The 15,177-nt window shown below is 72.1% G+C and carries 12 protein-coding genes and 1 pseudogene; 10 read left to right on the top strand and 3 right to left on the bottom strand.

Going from position 1 to position 15,177, the window contains the following annotated elements; all coding sequences use genetic code 11:
• Positions 1-155 precede the first annotated feature (155 nt).
• A complete protein-coding gene (locus ACFYMP_RS30545; RefSeq protein ID WP_388863656.1) occupies positions 156-1,742 on the top strand; it encodes a SpoIIE family protein phosphatase in 1,587 nt (528 codons plus the stop codon).
• Between the two features lie 154 nt (positions 1,743-1,896).
• On the opposite strand, the gene ACFYMP_RS30550 is transcribed toward ACFYMP_RS30545, so the two are convergent.
• On the bottom strand, positions 1,897-3,300 hold the full coding sequence (locus ACFYMP_RS30550) for a family 2B encapsulin nanocompartment shell protein (protein ID WP_388863628.1): 1,404 nt from the start codon (positions 3,298-3,300) through the stop codon (positions 1,897-1,899).
• Positions 3,301-3,606: 306 nt separating this feature from the next.
• On the opposite strand from ACFYMP_RS30550, the gene ACFYMP_RS30555 reads away from it, so the two are divergent.
• The 4 genes from ACFYMP_RS30555 to ACFYMP_RS30570 all read left to right on the top strand — a co-directional run bounded on the left by ACFYMP_RS30555 (position 3,607) and on the right by ACFYMP_RS30570 (position 9,666).
• Positions 3,607-5,892, top strand: coding sequence for a germacradienol/geosmin synthase (locus ACFYMP_RS30555; RefSeq protein WP_388863630.1), 2,286 nt, complete (start codon positions 3,607-3,609; stop codon positions 5,890-5,892).
• Between the two features lie 216 nt (positions 5,893-6,108).
• Positions 6,109-7,965: a flavin-containing monooxygenase gene (locus ACFYMP_RS30560; RefSeq protein WP_388863632.1), complete on the top strand. Its 1,857-nt coding sequence runs from the start codon at positions 6,109-6,111 to the stop codon at positions 7,963-7,965.
• Between the two features lie 256 nt (positions 7,966-8,221).
• A complete protein-coding gene (locus tag ACFYMP_RS30565; RefSeq protein WP_388863634.1) occupies positions 8,222-8,422 on the top strand; it encodes a hypothetical protein in 201 nt (66 codons plus the stop codon).
• 302 nt (positions 8,423-8,724) lie between these two features.
• On the top strand, positions 8,725-9,666 hold the full coding sequence (locus ACFYMP_RS30570) for a Rieske 2Fe-2S domain-containing protein (protein ID WP_388863636.1): 942 nt from the start codon (positions 8,725-8,727) through the stop codon (positions 9,664-9,666).
• 41 nt (positions 9,667-9,707) lie between these two features.
• On the opposite strand, the gene ACFYMP_RS30575 is transcribed toward ACFYMP_RS30570, so the two are convergent.
• Positions 9,708-9,836: an LPFR motif small protein gene (locus ACFYMP_RS30575; RefSeq protein ID WP_388863638.1), complete on the bottom strand. Its 129-nt coding sequence runs from the start codon at positions 9,834-9,836 to the stop codon at positions 9,708-9,710.
• 360 nt (positions 9,837-10,196) lie between these two features.
• Between ACFYMP_RS30575 and ACFYMP_RS30580 the strand changes: the two genes are divergently transcribed.
• Together ACFYMP_RS30580 and ACFYMP_RS30585 are read left to right on the top strand one after the other, a co-directional pair.
• Positions 10,197-11,030 carry an aldo/keto reductase gene (locus ACFYMP_RS30580; protein WP_388863640.1) on the top strand — a complete coding sequence of 278 codons (834 nt, stop codon included), beginning with the start codon at positions 10,197-10,199 and terminating at the stop codon, positions 11,028-11,030.
• A gap of 157 nt (positions 11,031-11,187) precedes the next feature.
• Positions 11,188-11,911 (top strand): annotated as a pseudogene (locus ACFYMP_RS30585) (phospholipase domain-containing protein); the annotation flags it as partial.
• Positions 11,912-11,956: 45 nt separating this feature from the next.
• Here ACFYMP_RS30585 and ACFYMP_RS30590 read toward each other — a convergent pair.
• Positions 11,957-12,355 (bottom strand): ACT domain-containing protein, encoded by a 399-nt coding sequence (locus tag ACFYMP_RS30590; protein ID WP_388863642.1) that lies wholly within the window; start codon positions 12,353-12,355, stop codon positions 11,957-11,959.
• Positions 12,356-12,594: 239 nt separating this feature from the next.
• On the opposite strand from ACFYMP_RS30590, the gene ACFYMP_RS30595 reads away from it, so the two are divergent.
• From ACFYMP_RS30595 to thpR, 3 genes are all read left to right on the top strand, one after another.
• On the top strand, positions 12,595-13,371 hold the full coding sequence (locus tag ACFYMP_RS30595) for a hypothetical protein (RefSeq protein ID WP_388863644.1): 777 nt from the start codon (positions 12,595-12,597) through the stop codon (positions 13,369-13,371).
• 228 nt (positions 13,372-13,599) lie between these two features.
• Complete coding sequence (locus tag ACFYMP_RS30600; RefSeq protein ID WP_388863646.1) at positions 13,600-13,938, top strand: SCO0607 family lipoprotein; 339 nt, start codon at positions 13,600-13,602, stop codon at positions 13,936-13,938.
• 114 nt (positions 13,939-14,052) lie between these two features.
• Positions 14,053-14,688, top strand: coding sequence for an RNA 2',3'-cyclic phosphodiesterase (gene thpR, locus ACFYMP_RS30605; RefSeq protein WP_388863648.1), 636 nt, complete (start codon positions 14,053-14,055; stop codon positions 14,686-14,688).
• Positions 14,689-15,177 lie beyond the last annotated feature (489 nt).

Consider the following 15,177-nt stretch of genomic DNA (forward strand, 5'->3'; position numbering starts at 1 on the left):
ACCACACACGACCGGACACCGCCGCACCCGGCGGACCGGACCCTTCCCGCGCCCAGCACCGGCCCACCGCGTTCCCGGACGGCGTCCCGGAGGGGGGCGGCGTGCCGCAGCAGCCCGGCCGGTCGGCGAACGGGCCGTTCCTGCTGGCGCCCGCCGTGGCGACGGTCACCGAGTCCTCCGACGACGACTCGGCCGTCGTCCTGGTCGTCGACGACAGCGCGGACAACCGCTACCTCGTCGGCACCTGGCTGCGCCGCGCCGGCCACACCGTGCTGGAGGCGGCGGACGGACAGGAGGGCCTCGCCCTGCTCGCCGATCCGGCACACGGGGTCGAAGCGGCCGTCGTGGACGTGCGCCTGCCGGACATGAGCGGCCTGGACGTGTGCGAGGCAATCAGGTCGGCGCCCGCGACCGAGGGGCTGCCGGTGCTCCAGATCTCCGCCTCCGCGGTGGCGGCGGCCGACCGTACGCAAGGGCTGAGGCGGGGCGCCGACGCCTACCTCACCGAGCCCATAGAGCCGGACGAACTGGTCGCCACTCTGCACGCCGTGCTGCGCTACGCCCGCGCCCGTGCGCGCGCGGAAGGACTCGCGGAACGCCTGGCCCTGCTCAACACGTTCACCCTGGACCTGTACCGCGCGAGCAGTGCCGAGGAGCTCGCTCTGGTCGCGGCGCGCGCCGCGACCCGGCTGCTGGGCGCGCCTTCCTCGGTGGTGCTGCAGACACCCCGGGGCAGGGACGTGCAGGCGGTCGCCGACGAGGCGGGGGCCCGGCCGTCGCCGGCGCCCACGGGCCTGCTCGACGTCGTGGCGGGCCAGGCCCTCGCCGACCTGGCGGGCGGGCAGGCGTTCCTGACCCGCTCGGAGGGACTGCTGCCGGGGTTCGCGGGCCGCGACGCGGTGGTGATGACCCAGGTGAAGGCGGGCCGGGCCCCGGTGTGTCTCGCGGTGCCCGCGCAGGCGCTGCGGTCGGTGGACGACCGCCACGTACTGGCCCAGCTCGTGCACGGGTGCGCGCTGGCCCTGGAAGCGCAGCGCTCCTTCGACCAGGAGCACACGCTGGCCCTGACCCTTCAGCGCAGCTTCCTCCCGGCGAGCCTGCCACGGGAGGCCGGTATGGAGATGGCGGTGCGCTACCGGCCCGCCTCGGCGCACGCGGAGATCGGCGGCGACTTCTACGAGGCACTGGCGACGCCCGAGGGGATGCTCCTGGCGATCGGGGACATCGCCGGGCACTCGCTGGACGCCGCCATGGTCATGGGGCAACTGCGCCACGCGCTGCGCGCCTACGCGCTGGAGAACCACCCGCCGCACATCGTCCTGGAGCGCCTCGACCATCTCCTGCGCACCCTCCAGCCCGCGATGACGGCGACGCTGTGCCTCGTACTGGTCGCCCCCGACCGCTCCTCGGTGCAGGTCGCGAACGCCGGTCACCTCCCGCCGCTGCTGCGCGCCGAGGACGGTACGACGCGCTACGTGCGGGAGCACGGCACCCTGCTCGGCGTCGGGGTGCCGCAGCCACCGGCCACGACCGTGGCGGTCGAGCCGGGCACGAGCCTGCTGCTGTTCACCGACGGGCTCGTCGAACGGCGTGGCGAGGACCTCTACAGCAGCATGGAGACGCTGCGGACCGCGTTCGCCGGTGCCCCGGAGCCGGCCGAGGACATCTGCGCCGAACTGCTGGACGCCCTGCCCGCGGACGACGGCGACGACATCGCGCTGCTCGCGGTCCGCCTCGACTGAACGGACCGCGGCCTCGCGCCCGAACGGCATGGCCGGCCTGACCGGCGTCCCGCGGCCTGTGGGCGCTCGCGGGGCGGCCGTCACGCGGCGGACGCGCGCCGCCCCCGCACCATGACGGTGGTGCGGGGGCGGCGCGCGGCGGGCTGGTGCCTGATCAGCTCCAGCGGCTGGTCTGGACGTTCTCCAGGATGCCGAGGGCGTCGGGAACGAGGACCGCGGCGGAGTAGTAGGCGGTGACGAGGTAGGAGATGATGGCCTGCTCGTCGATGCCCATGAAGCGTACGGAGAGGCTGGGCTCGATCTCGTCGGGCAGACCGGTCTGGTGCAGCCCGACGACGCCCTGGTCCTCCTCGCCGGTACGCATGCAGATGATCGAGGTGGTGCGGTCGGCCGCTACCGGGATCTTGTTACAGGGATAGATCGGGACCCCGCGCCAGGTGGGGATGCGGTGCCCGTTGACGTCGATGCTCTCGGGGACGAGACCCCGGCGGTTGCACTCACGGCCGAAGGCGGCGATGGCACGGGGGTGCGCCAGGAACAGCTTCGAGCCGCGCCGGCGGGAGAGGAGCTCGTCCATGTCGTCGGGGCTCGGGACCTCGGCGTGCGGCTGCAGGCGCTGGTCGTAGGCGCAGTTGCTCAGGAGGCCGAACTCCTTGTTGTTGACGAGTTCGTCCTCCTGGCGTTCCCGCAGGGCCTCGACGGTCAGGCGGAGCTGGTGCTCCGTCTGGTTCATGGGCTGGTTGTAGAGGTCGGCGACCCGGGTGTGGACCTTGAGCACCGTCTGCGCGACGGACAGCTCGTACTCGCGCGGCGATGCCTCGTAGTCGACGTACGTGTGCGGGATGACGGCTTCGCCCACGTGACCGGCGGCGAGGTCGATGGCCGCCTCGCCGTATTTGTTGGTGCGCTGCTCGGGCACGAGCGCCGCGCGTCGCAACTGCTGCGCCAGCGAGGGGGCCCGCTCGGCGAGGTTGAGGACGTCGGCGCGGCTGAGAACCAGAACGGTGCACTCGGTCTCGGCGCGCGCGGAGCTCTCCCAGACCGCCTCGTCGGACAGCAGGGCCTGCTCACCGAAGTAGGCGCCGTCCGCGAGCAGGCCGAGGCTGGTCTCGTCGCCGTAAGGGCCGGTGCCGACGCGGGCGATACGCCCGTGGGCGAGCAGGTGCACGCTGTCGACGAGATCGCCGGCCGCGGCGACGACGCTGCCGGCGGGGTAGGTGCGTTGTTCGCAGCGCCCGGCGAGTTCCTGGAGCGCGTCCTGGTCCTCGAAGTCCCGCAGAGGGGGAAGTTCGCGCAGTTCCTCGGGGACGACGCTGACCCGGTCCCCGGTCTGGACGAAGGTGACGCGGCCGTCGCCGACGGTGTAGGCGAGGCGACGGTTGACCCGGTAGGTGCCGCCCTGCACCTGGACCCACGGCAGCGCCCGCAGCAGCCAGCGGGAGGTGATCTCCTGCATCTGTGGGGCCGACTTGGTGGTGGTGGCGAGATTGCGTGCCGCCGAGGCCCCGAGACTCTGCTGGGGCTGGTCCAGTGCTTCGGATTCGGTGCGGACGGACAAAAGAATGCCTCCTCGTTAGGAAAATGCGGTGCCATTTTTACAGCCGATCGGATTTCCCGGCAGTCCTCTCCGGAGTGAATTGCCGTATGGCTGTGCGAGTGCGGCCGCCGGGTGGCGTCCCCTGTCTCACGATGCCGTGCTGACCGGGGGAAACGCGGAGGAAGGCCCAGAGGCGGGACCGGTCGGAGGATGGTTCGAACAGTGTGTACGGTTGCCCGAAAAAAGGAACGTATTGCGGGTCCGGGGATTCTCCGCGGATACTTCCCGGGTCGGTATTGCCCGCCCCTGGAATGTATTGGTCTCTCCGTGCCCCAGCCCTTTGCCCTTCCCGATTTCTACGTCCCCTACCCGGCTCGCCTCAACCGCCATGTGGCCCCGGCCCGCGAGCACGCCCGCGACTGGGCGCGCTCCATGGGCATGCTCGAAGGCTCGGGGGTGTGGGAGCAGAGCGATCTGGACGCCCATGACTACGCCCTGCTGTGCGCCTACACGCACCCGGACTGCGACGAAGACGCGTTGTGCCTGGTCACCGACTGGTACGTGTGGGTTTTCTTCTTCGACGACCACTTCCTCGAACTGTTCAAGCGCACCCAGGACCGCCAGGGAGCCAAGGCATACCTGGACCGGCTGCCCGCCTTCATGCCGGCGGACCTCGCGGAGGGCTTCCCGGAACCGCTCACACCCGTCGAGGCAGGGCTCGCGGACCTGTGGCGGCGCACCGTCCCCGCGATGTCGGCGCACTGGCGGGAGCGCTTCGCCCGCTCCACCCGCAACCTCCTCAACGAGTCGATGTGGGAGCTCTCGAACATCAACGCGGGCCGGATCTCCAACCCCGTCGAGTACATCGAGATGCGGCGCAAAGTCGGTGGCGCTCCCTGGTCGGCCGGGCTGGTGGAGTACGCGGCCGGAGCCGAACTCCCCGCTCGCGTCGCCGGCACCCGGCCCCTGCGGGTCCTGACCGACGCCTTCTCGGACGCCGTCCACCTGCGCAACGACCTGTTCTCCTACCAGCGCGAAGTCGAGGACGAGGGCGAACTCAGCAACGGCGTCCTGGTCCTGGAGACCTTCCTGGGGTGCACGACCCCGGAGGCCGCCGAAGCCGTCAACGACCTGCTCACCTCACGTCTCCAGCAGTTCGAGAACACGGCGCTGACGGAACTGCCCGCACTGAGCGCCGAACACGGCCTCGACCCGGCCGAGTGCGCCGCTCTCGCCGCGTACGTGAAGGGACTTCAGGACTGGCAGTCCGGTGGCCACGAATGGCACCTGCGCTCCAGCCGCTACATGAACGAAGGAGCGCTCACCGGCGGCCCGGACGGCGCCCTCGGCGTACTCGGGACCAGCGCCATGCACCTCGCCGCGCTCCTGGGCAAGCCGTCCCGGGCCCGGCTGCGCTCCCACACCCGCACCCCGCATCGCAGGACGGGCCCCTCCGTACTGCCCGAGTTCACCCTCCCCTACCCGGTCAGCCTCAGCCCGCACCTGGAGCAGGCCCGCACCGCCTCCCTCGACTGGGCCGAACGCACCGGCCTGCTCCAGGACATCTGGGACCGGGAGAAACTCGCGGGCTACGACTTCGCCCTGTGCTCGGCGGGTCTCGACCCCGACGCCGAACCCGAGGAACTGGAACTGAGCGCCCAGTGGCTGACCTGGGGCACCTACGGCGACGACTACTACCCCCTGGTCTTCGGACGCCCGCGCGGCCTGGCCGCCGCCCGCGCGCAACACGAACGACTCCTCGCCTGCATGCCGCTGGAGGATCCCGCCGCGGGCGCCGCCGCCGCCCAGGCCCCCATCGAGGTGTCCCTCGCGGACCTGTGGGCCAGGACCGCCGGGCCGATGGACGCCCCGCGCCGCACCGCCTTCCGGGCGGCCGTCGACGCGATGCTGGAGAGCTGGCTGTGGGAACTGCTCAACCAGGCCCAGCACCGTGTCCCCGACCCCGTGGACTACCTGGAGATGCGGCGCGCGACCTTCGGCTCGGAGCTGACGATGAGCCTGTGCCGCATGCGGCACGCCGGAGTCCTGCCCGAGGAGGTGCTGCGGAGCGGTACGCTGCGCGCCATCGAGAACGCCGTCAGCGACTACGGCTTCCTCATCAACGACGTCTTCTCGTACCAGAAGGAGATCCAGTACGAGGGGGAGCTGCACAACTGCGTCCTGGTCGTGGAGAACTTCTTCGACTGCGACTATCCGACGGCCCTGGGTATCGTCGCGGACCTCATGCGCTCCCGGCTGGAGCAGTTCGAGCACGCCGTCGCCCACGAACTCCCCGTTCTCTGCGCCGATTTCGCGCTGAAGCCGGAAGCCGTCGCGGCGCTCGACGCCTACATGGGCGAGCTGCGCGACTGGCTCGCCGGCATCCTGAACTGGCACCGCGAGGTGCGCCGCTACGCCGACGCCGACCTCCCCGGCTCCCTGCCGCACGGCGCCGTCCCCCACACCGGCGTGGTGCCACCGGCGCGCCAGCAGCTGGGCGCCACCGCGTCCCACACTCCGCCCCTGAAGGTGCCGACGGGCCCGACGCCTCTCAACTGGTCCGCGATCACCTCGCCGGAAGAGGCCCGGCTGGGAGACCTCGCACGACCCTGAACAACGACCCCGTCGGCCCCGCACGCCTCGTCAGCGTGCGGGGCCGACGCGTTGACACACGGGGGAGTACCGCTCATCCCGCTATCTCGCCCCGCGCGGACACCGCATGTGTTTCATACACAGAACATGTACGCTGCACATGCGGTCGGGTTCGCGGGTCAAGGGACCGGCTGTTTCCTCATGCCCCCACCGGTACCGCCCCCGAGGAGCCCCCACATGACCGCGTCACCGCCCCCAGCCGACCCCTCCGGCTCCTCGCCCTCCGCCGAAGGACAGGTGCCCGAGGCGGCCCCGGTCGCACAGGAACTCGCCGCGGCACGTGTCCGCTACCGCACGGAGCGGGACCGGCGGATGCCCACCGGCCCCGGCCGCCGGTACACGCGCCTGACGGGAGAGTTCGGCTACTGGGACGAAGACCCCTACGCCCCGCCGGAAAAAACGCGCCAACCCCTGCGCGACAGCGTCGAGGCGGTCGTGATCGGAGGCGGGTTCGGCGGTCTGCTCGCCGCCGCGCGGCTGCGCCAGCAGGGCGTCGGGCCGGTACGGGTCATCGAGAAGGGATCCGACTTCGGAGGCACTTGGTACTGGAACCGCTATCCCGGCATCCACTGCGACATCGAGTCCTACGTGTACCTGCCGCTCCTGGAGGAGACCGGCACCGTTCCGGGCTGGAAGTACGCGCCCGGCGAGGAGATCCGGCAGCACGCCCGCGCCGTCGGACGCACCTTCGACCTCTACCGCGACGCCTGCTTCCGCACCCAGGTCACCGCACTGCGCTGGGACGAGGAGACAGCCGTCTGGACGGTGTCCACGGACCGCGGCGACCGCGTCCGCGCCCGCTACGTCGTCAGCGCCACCGGCACCCTCAGCGAGCCCAGACTGCCGGCCATCGAGGGCATCGAGACCTTCCGCGGCCACACCTTCCACACCAGCCGCTGGGACTACGCCTACACCGGCGGCGACGCGAACGGAGACCTCACGGGCCTGCGGGACAAACGTGTGGGAGTGATCGGCACGGGCGCCACCGCCTTGCAGTGCGTGCCCCATCTCGGGGCGTCCGCTCACCAGTTGTACGTCTTCCAGCGCACGCCCTCGTCCGTCGACGTACGCGCCAACCGGCGCACGGACCCGCGGTGGGCGGCCGGGCTGGCCCCCGGCTGGCACCGCCGTCGCCGGGACAACTTCCTGACCCTGGTCACGGGCGGCAGCGTGGAGGAGGACCTCGTCGCCGACGGGTGGACCGGCACCGCGCGCCTGCAACAGAAGCTCATCGCCAGCGACGCCTACCGCGACCTCCCCGACGGCGTCCGCGAGGAGACCGAGGAACTGGCCGACCTCGCCAAGATGAACGAGATACGGGCCCGGGTGACCGAAATCGTCCAGGACCCGGCGACGGCCGGACTGCTCCAGCCCTGGTACCGCTACATGTGCAAGCGGCCCGGCTTCAGTGACACGTATCTGCAGACCTTCAACCGTCCGAACGTGCACCTCGTCGACACCGCCGACACCCAGGGCGTCGAGCGCTTCACCGAACGCGCCGTGGTGGTCGGCGGTGTGGAGTACGAAGTGGACTGCCTCGTCTTCGCCACCGGTTTCGCCGTAGGAGTCTCCGGACTGGCCTCCGGACTGTTCCCCGCCTACGGACGCGGCGGCACCACGCTCACCGAGGCGTGGGAGGAGGGCCCCCGGACCCTGCACGGCCTGACCACCCACGGCTTCCCCAACCTCTTCCAGCTCGGGTCCCTGCAGAACGCCGCCAGTGTCAACTTCCTCCACGTGCTGGACGAGCAGGCCACCCACGTCGCCGAGATCGTCGCCGCCGCACGCAAGCGCGGCGCGCGGTACGTCGAGCCGACCCGGGAGGCGCAGGACGCCTGGGTGGCGACCATCGAGGAGAAGGCCGCCGATCAGCACGCGTTCCAGGCCGAGTGCACGCCGGGCTACTACAACAACGAGGGGATGCCCCGCAGGCGCGCCAACGGCTACGGCGACGGGCCGGTCGCCTTCCACCGCCTGTTGCGGGAATGGCGCGAGGGCACCGGGATGGACGAGGTCCTGGTGCACGCGGAATGAGCCGTGCCACCGACGGACCGCGCGCGGGTCACCGCCCCGGTGGACGTGGAAGCGTGTGACCGCGTCCGCCCCGCCCCTCCGCCCACCAGGGGGGGCACCACCCGGTGCCCCCCACCACGGCGGGACCGTGCCGTAGAGCGCCAGGGCGGCGGTCCCGTCACCGGGGCGACGGGGCGCCGGTCACTGCCCGCGCCGACCCGATCGGCCCGTTGTACGTTGGCAGGGGCGCCCATCGCCTGTGGAAGGAGTCGTCATCATGCCGAGTTCCCAGCAGCCCGCCCAACGCCGCGGCGACAAGAGGAGCGCCGCGCCGCACGACGCGCGGGAGGACAGGGCCCACGAGTCCGGACCGCCCGGCAAGGGTGCCGGCAGCCACTCCCACGGCACCGACAAAGGCCGCAAGGGCGGCGGCCGGGGCGGCGGAACCCCGCCCGACCAGCGGCCCGACCACCCCTGACCCCGGCACCGGCCGCCCGAGGAGGCGGCCGGTCTCGTAGCGGGTGGCGCGGCAGGAGCTGCCGACCGGACGGTGCGCGTGACCACACCGCGTGTCGCCGGGGCGGGTGCCCGCCACAGGATGCGCGCCTCCTCCGGTGCGCCGGTCGCGGTGACCTGACGCTCGCGTACGGCGAAACCGGCACGTCGGACCGCTCCCGGCGTAGGGAGCGCGGGACGGCGGGCCCCCGCCGCCCGGCGACCAGCGGGGTGAAAGGCCGCTCCGGCTGTTTGGCGGGCCGTCGCAGCGGCTAACCGGACACCATGCCGTTCTCCCCGATGTCCTGGAAACCAGCGGTACCCACCTCGGGCGAGGGTCGGCCCGAGGGCGCTCTCGCCCGTGCCGGCGCCGCCTTGCTGCGCTCCCTCGACGCGCTGGGCGACGCCTCGCGACTCGACGGCGCCGTCGGCCGTGTGCAGCGAGTCGTCCGGGGCCTGCCCCTGGGCAGGTACCGCGATGTGCTGCACGGCCTCCCGCTGGGGCATCCCCTGCACCCGGTCCTCGTGCAGGTGCCCATGGGCGCCTGGATCTCCGCGTCGGTGCTGGACGCCGTACCGGGCACGGGGCGCGCGGCCCGCGTGCTGGTGGGCACGGGCGTCCTCGCCGCCGGCCCCGCGAGCCTGGCCGGCTGGGTGGACTGGGCCGAGCAGCACGAGCAGCAGATGCGTACCGGGCTGGTGCATGCCATGGCGAACATCGCGGGCGTGGGGCTGTACACCGCCTCCTGGGTGGCCCGTGGCCGCGAGCGGCAGGCGCTCGGCAAATCTCTCGGCCTCGCCGGACTCCTCGCGGTGAGCGCCGGCGGCATGATCGGGGGCCACCTCGCCTACCGGCAGGCGGCGGGCGCCAACAAGGCGGAGCCGGTGGCGCATCTGCTGAGCCCGGACTGGCAGCCCGTCGGACGGGTGGAGGACTTCCCGGTCGGCCGGGCGGTACGCCGGGAACTGGGCGAGGTCCCCCTCCTCGTCGTCCGCCAGACGGGCGGCGAGATCCACGTCCTCGCCGACCGGTGCAGCCACTTCTCCGGTCCGCTCTCCGAGGGCGCGGTGCGGGACGGTTGCGTGGAATGCCCCTGGCACGGCAGCGTGTTCCGCTTGTCGGACGGCGGGAACGTCCGCGGCCCGGCGACCGCCCCGCAGCCGTCCTTCCTCACCCGCGTGCGCGACGACGGGACGGTGGAGGTCCGGCTGCCGGGCGCCGGATGAGAACCGGCCCGGCCCGGCCTCTGGTCTGTGGCGTCTGCCGGTCAGTGCCGTCCACGCGTACTGGCCGAGGCCCCGCCGAACAGCCGTGCGACCGCACGGAAGGGCAGAGTGACCAGCGTGGCGACGGCACCACCGATACTGCGCAACACATCCGCGATGGCGTTCAGCATGGAAAGCCTCCATGGGCTAGAACCCGCACGACCCTGACGGTGACGCGCACTCTCCAGTGTGCGTCCACGGCCGGACAAATGCCCCGGGAACCACTTCCCGCACCGGACTTCCCGCACCGGCCGGCCGCCTCGGTGCGGAGCGGTCCGAGTCCGCGGACACCGCCGACGCGATCCGGCGGGCACCACTGACGAAGGTGCCACCAGGGCCTGCGGGAGGAACTCGCCCGGACCGTGTGCCGGCCCGCCACCTCCTGACGGGCACGGACGTGCGCGCGCTCCAGTGGCCTGGGACCCTGGTCCGGAGTTCCTTCTTCCCACGACCCCCGAACTCCTGCCGAAGCCGAACCGAAAGGGATGCGCATGCCAGCGGTCCGGACAGTGACGTTCCCTTCCGGAGCCGCGGTGCCCGCTCTGGGGCAGGGCACCTGGCGCCTGGGGGACGACCCCGCACGGCGTGCCGACGAACTCGCCGCGCTGCGCAGAGGCGTCGACCTCGGGATGACGCTGATCGACACGGCGGAGATGTACGGAAACGGCTCCGCCGAGGAACTGGTCGGCGAGGCGATCCGCGGCCGCCGCGACGAGGTCTTCCTGGTGAGCAAGGTGCTGCCGTCCAACGCCGACGCCCGCAAGACCGTCGCAGCCTGCCGGTCGAGCCTGCGTCGCCTGGGCACCGACCGGATCGACCTCTACCTGCTGCACTGGCGTGGCGCGGTGCCGCTCGCCGAGACGGTCGAGGCGCTCGAAGCACTCGTGGCCGACGGCAGCGTCGGGGCGTGGGGGGTCAGCAACTTCGATGTCGACGACCTCGCCGACCTGCCCGAAGGAGCGGGCCTCCAGACGGATCAGGTGCTCTACAACCTCACCCGCCGCGGCCCCGAGTACTCCCTGCTCCCCCGGTGCGGGGAACTGGCGATCCCCGTGATGGCGTACTCACCGGTCGAACAGGGCCGGTTGCTCGGGCACGAGGCGCTGCGTGACGTGGCGGCCGCCCACGGAAGGACACCGGCCCAGGTGGCACTGGCCTGGGTACTGCGGCGAGACGACGTCATCGCCATTCCCAAGGCGTCCACCGTCGCGCACGTGGAGGACAACCGGGCGGCGCTCGATCTGCACCTCACCGACGAGGACCTCCGGACCCTGGACGCGGCCTTCCCCCCGCCCACCCGAAAGCAGCCGCTGGACGTCCTCTGACGAGGATGCTCCCGACGCGAGCCCGTCGTGTCTCCCGGCCCTGCCGGGAGGCAGGCCCCCGCACGTCACGCCCCTCCCGCCGAGCAGGAACCGGCCGACGTCAAGACGGCCCCTCGCACACGCGGCGGGACCGGTGGGTGACGACACCTCCCTCCGGACCTCGGCCTTCGACTTCTCGCTGGGCGACACCTGGCCCGTCGCGCTGCCCGGCACCGAGGCGTACGAGCCCGCCCGCCCGCGACCGCCACCCCAGCTACGTCCCGAGGCCCCCGGCCGACCCCGCGCTGCCACGCCAGGAACCGGGCACCCGCCCGACCCGCCCGCTGGCCTACGAGCCGCACGTGGGCGGGACCGCCACGCCGGACACCGGCCGTTTCGGCCTCACCTTCAGCGGCGGCCCCAAGGCGGGCGCGTGCTTCCACGTCACCGCGGGCAATCGCACCGACGGGCCGTGGACGTACACCACGGAGGCGGCCAAGGAGATCTCCGACACCTGGAACACGGCCTACGCCGCCGGAGTCGTGGACCTGACGGTGCACGGGCCGAACGGGTTCCTGCGCGCCTTCAGGGCCCCGGGTCGAGAAGCAGGGCCGGAGGTGGGCGCCCGCCACCTTCCGGCGGGCCACGTCGAGCTGACCCTCGGCAACGCGGGTACCTCGACGTGCCGTCTGACCGTCACCAACGCCTACGACGGAAGGAAGCAGACCCTCACGGTGCGCCCCGGCACCGAAGTCGTCCATCGGATCGACCCGAAGTCCAGCGGAGGCTGGTACGACCTGTCCGTGGTCTCGGACCAGGACGCGACGTTCCTGCGCCGCCTCGCCGGACACGTCGAGACCGGTCAGCCGGGCGTGAGTGACCCGGCCCTCGCCGTCCACTGAACCGCTGAGCCCCGGACCGGGGCGGAGGGCCCCGCGCGGGAGAGGTCATGCGGACCGCTCCGCGAGGTCCTCCAGCAGGGCGACCGCCTCGGCTGCTCGCTCATGCGGGACGAAAAGATGGTCGTGATGGAACCCGGCGACGACGTTGCAGCTCAGCCCCGCCGCGGCGAGTTCCTGGGCGACAACGGCCGTGAGCCCGACGGCGTCCAGGGCGGAATGGACACGCAACGTGATCCAGGCCGCCACGTAGTCGTAGGGGAGCCCGGTCGCATCGGCGTCCTCACCAGGGACGACCAGCGTCAGACCTTCCCGCTCGGCGACCGTGACGACGGGCGCGAGCCCCGGTGGAACACCCGCTTCGGCTAAGGCGAAGACATAACGGCCCGGCCTGAGCTCCGGGCTCAGGCCACTCAGCAGTTTCCGCAGGTCAGTCTCAGCACGCATAGCGGAGGTCAGCCTAGCGGACAGTCCGCCGCCCCGACCCGTCCCTCACACGCCGGGACCACGCTCCATGAGACGATCCGACGCGGCCGGCACAGCGACTCCCGCTCGTCACGCCGCAGTCAATTCGGACGACACAGCCGATCGGTCATGCCGTATCGACAGCTCGTGCCGAGTAACCCCTTTGAGTGATGCGATGTCGGAGCGGGTGTCGGGTGGGCTGCAGAAACGTTGATGCGCGCGTGGAACTACGTGAAGTATGGGAGCGCAACACCCGCCTGGCGGAGGCGTTCTGCGGCAGTGACGAAAGGGTGCGCCAAGCCCAGGCCGTCCTCGACGAGGCCCAGGCCGAACGGACCCGGACGCTCGCCGCGTTCGCCGTCACGGTGGGCAGCGACGGGGCCGTCGCCGACTTGATGGGTCTGCAGGAGCGGGAAGTGCGTGTCGCACGACGCACAGTGGGAAAGAGCGACGCGCGCACCGTCGCCGAGGAATTCCTCGCCGCTCGCCCCGGCCCCCCGGTGCCCGAGCCCGCCGCACAGCCGCCGGAGGGCGAACAGCCGCCCCCGCCCGCGGAGCCCTCGCTCCTCTCCCAGCGAGACCAGCCGCAGCCTCCCGCGCCGGAGACCGCGGCCTACGTCCCCGTCAGCGTCACCGACCCCGTGCCCGGTCCGGGCGATCCGGTCACCTGGTCGGCCAGCATGGACTCCGTGCTGCAATGGAGCTGGCAGTCCGGTCTCGACCTGCAGACGGTCGCGGACGAACTCGGGATCAACATCAGGGTCCTGTTGCTCAGAGCACAGGCGCTGGCCGCTGAAGGCCGGCTCGCGGCGCGCCCGGCGGCCGTCGACTCCAGCCGCTCCGGCCGTCATCGCCGCGGTGACCTGCCCTGGGGCTCAGTGCCCGACAGCCCCGAGAGCCTCTACCACTCCCGGGACCCCGGTAGCTGGGAACAGGCATGGCAGACCAGTGCGGCGAACGAGTACAGCGGCGCTCACGCGTGGGTCGCCGAATCCTGACCGACGGTAACCGGCCAGGCGGTGGGCCAGGCGGTGCGGCTCCGCGCGGCTCGCGGCGCGCGCCGTTCGGGGAGACGTTCGGACGGGCTCGGCGACGGGCGGTCGAGAGGGGGGTGTCCAGTGAGTGAGTGAGTACGTGTGGCGCCGGTCGTGAGTACGTCCGCTCAGGGCACCGGGAACGTGACAGGGAAGCGTAGAGGGTGACGGACCGACCGACAGGAGACCTCGATGTCCACCCCCTTCAGCGCCCACCGTCGCACCACCGTATGCGGAAGAACCCTGCTCCGGCCGTCCGTGGCCATGGCCCTGGCCGGTGTGACCGCGGTCCTGTCCCTGACCGGGTGTGCTTACGAGGAGGCCATCTGCAGCGGGGGCGAGTACCCCGTCATGACGGTGGGAGCCACCGGCTCCGCGTGCGTCGCTGACGAACAGGAACCGCCGAAGGGGTACGTGCGTTACCCGAAGGGCAAGGTGCCGCGGAAGGTCGACGACCAGTGGGACGTCTACTGGCGCGACCACACCCTCGACCGGCACGGCAGCATCATCGAGGTACCGGAGGGCGACTGACCAACCCGACGGATGCCACCCCTCGGTGACCGGGCACAGGTGCGCGACGCGGACTGCTGAGAGGACCGTCGGTCCTGCGGGAGGGCGCCCGTGAGCGGTCGGTACGGTGGGCGGGTGCAAGAACCGCCCGAAGCCGCCCGCCCCGAGCCCTTCGCGGACGGGCTGCCCGGCACCGCGACGACTCGTCTGTTCCTGGCGCTGGCTCCGCCCGACGAAGCCAAGGAGGAGCTCACCCGGGCACTGCGGCCGGTCACCGACGCGTTTCCACACATGCGCTGGAATCGCGTCGAGGACTGGCACATCACCCTGGCCTTCCTCGGCGAGCACCCGGTCGCGACCGTCCCGCTCCTCATGCCCCCGCTGGCAGCGCTCGCGGCGCGGCGCAGCGGTCTGCGGCTGGCGTTGCGCGGGGGCGGCCACTTCGACGACCGGGTCCTGTGGAGCGGGGTCGAGGGAGACCGCGCCGGGCTGCATCTGCTGGCCACCGAGGTCCGGGCGGTGGTGCGGGAATGTGGTGTCTCGTTCGTGGACCGCCCGTTCCGTCCCCACCTGACGCTGGCCCGCTCCCGCCGGGGTGAGCAGCGTGCCGTGGTGGAGGCGGCCGCCGGGCTCGCCCTGTTCTCCGGCCGTGACTGGCCGGCCGAACGCCTCCATCTGGTCGGCAGCAACATCGGCCGTGGCCCCGGCCCGATGCGCTACCGCGATATCGCGGCCTGGGACTTCCTGGCCCCCGGCCCGGCGGCCGGATGACCGCAGCGGTCTCGCCCGGCCGGGGGCTTGGTGGGCCTGGTGTCCTGGCTCCTCCTCGGGACGACGCCGTGGCCATCCTGCCGCGCCCTCTCTCTGCGCCCGTTCCCCGGCCCACGCCTTTCTTGGCTTGTCGTGTGGGCTGGCTGGACAAGATGTGTGCCTTCGAGGGGTGGCTGTGTGTGTGCGCCGTGTCGCTGAGTGCCGATGTCTCGGTGTCCCGGCCCGGGGAAAAGCGCCGCCGTCCTGTGGGGTGGGGCACAGGACGTGGGTCATAGACCGGGCCGGTTAGTAGTGGCCGTTCGCGTACGGGCGCTGTGGTGTGGGGGCCGGCCGTCGGCGCGGGTTCCGTCTACGAAGTGTCTTCGCAGGTCACATGGTTGCCAGGGCGGACAGTCGTTGCCCATGGTGGGTGACGTACCGGGGAGCCGAGCGCCGGACCCGGGCCCACGGGCGTCACACCAGGACGCCGGGCCCGCCTCCAGACACCGG

The sequence above is a fragment of the Streptomyces sp. NPDC007088 genome (genome assembly GCF_042869355.1).
Classification (GTDB): Bacteria; Actinomycetota; Actinomycetes; order Streptomycetales; family Streptomycetaceae; genus Streptomyces.

Coding starts and splice junctions, on each gene's coding strand:
- ACFYMP_RS30560 (WP_388863632.1), top strand. CDS start 6,109: ATGACCGCGTCACCGCCCCCAGCCGACCCCTCCGGCTCCTCGCCCTCC.
- ACFYMP_RS30565 (WP_388863634.1), top strand. CDS start 8,222: ATGCCGAGTTCCCAGCAGCCCGCCCAACGCCGCGGCGACAAGAGGAGC.
- ACFYMP_RS30570 (WP_388863636.1), top strand. CDS start 8,725: ATGCCGTTCTCCCCGATGTCCTGGAAACCAGCGGTACCCACCTCGGGC.
- ACFYMP_RS30575 (WP_388863638.1), bottom strand. CDS start 9,836: ATGCTGAACGCCATCGCGGATGTGTTGCGCAGTATCGGTGGTGCCGTC.
- ACFYMP_RS30580 (WP_388863640.1), top strand. CDS start 10,197: ATGCCAGCGGTCCGGACAGTGACGTTCCCTTCCGGAGCCGCGGTGCCC.
- ACFYMP_RS30590 (WP_388863642.1), bottom strand. CDS start 12,355: ATGCGTGCTGAGACTGACCTGCGGAAACTGCTGAGTGGCCTGAGCCCG.
- ACFYMP_RS30600 (WP_388863646.1), top strand. CDS start 13,600: ATGTCCACCCCCTTCAGCGCCCACCGTCGCACCACCGTATGCGGAAGA.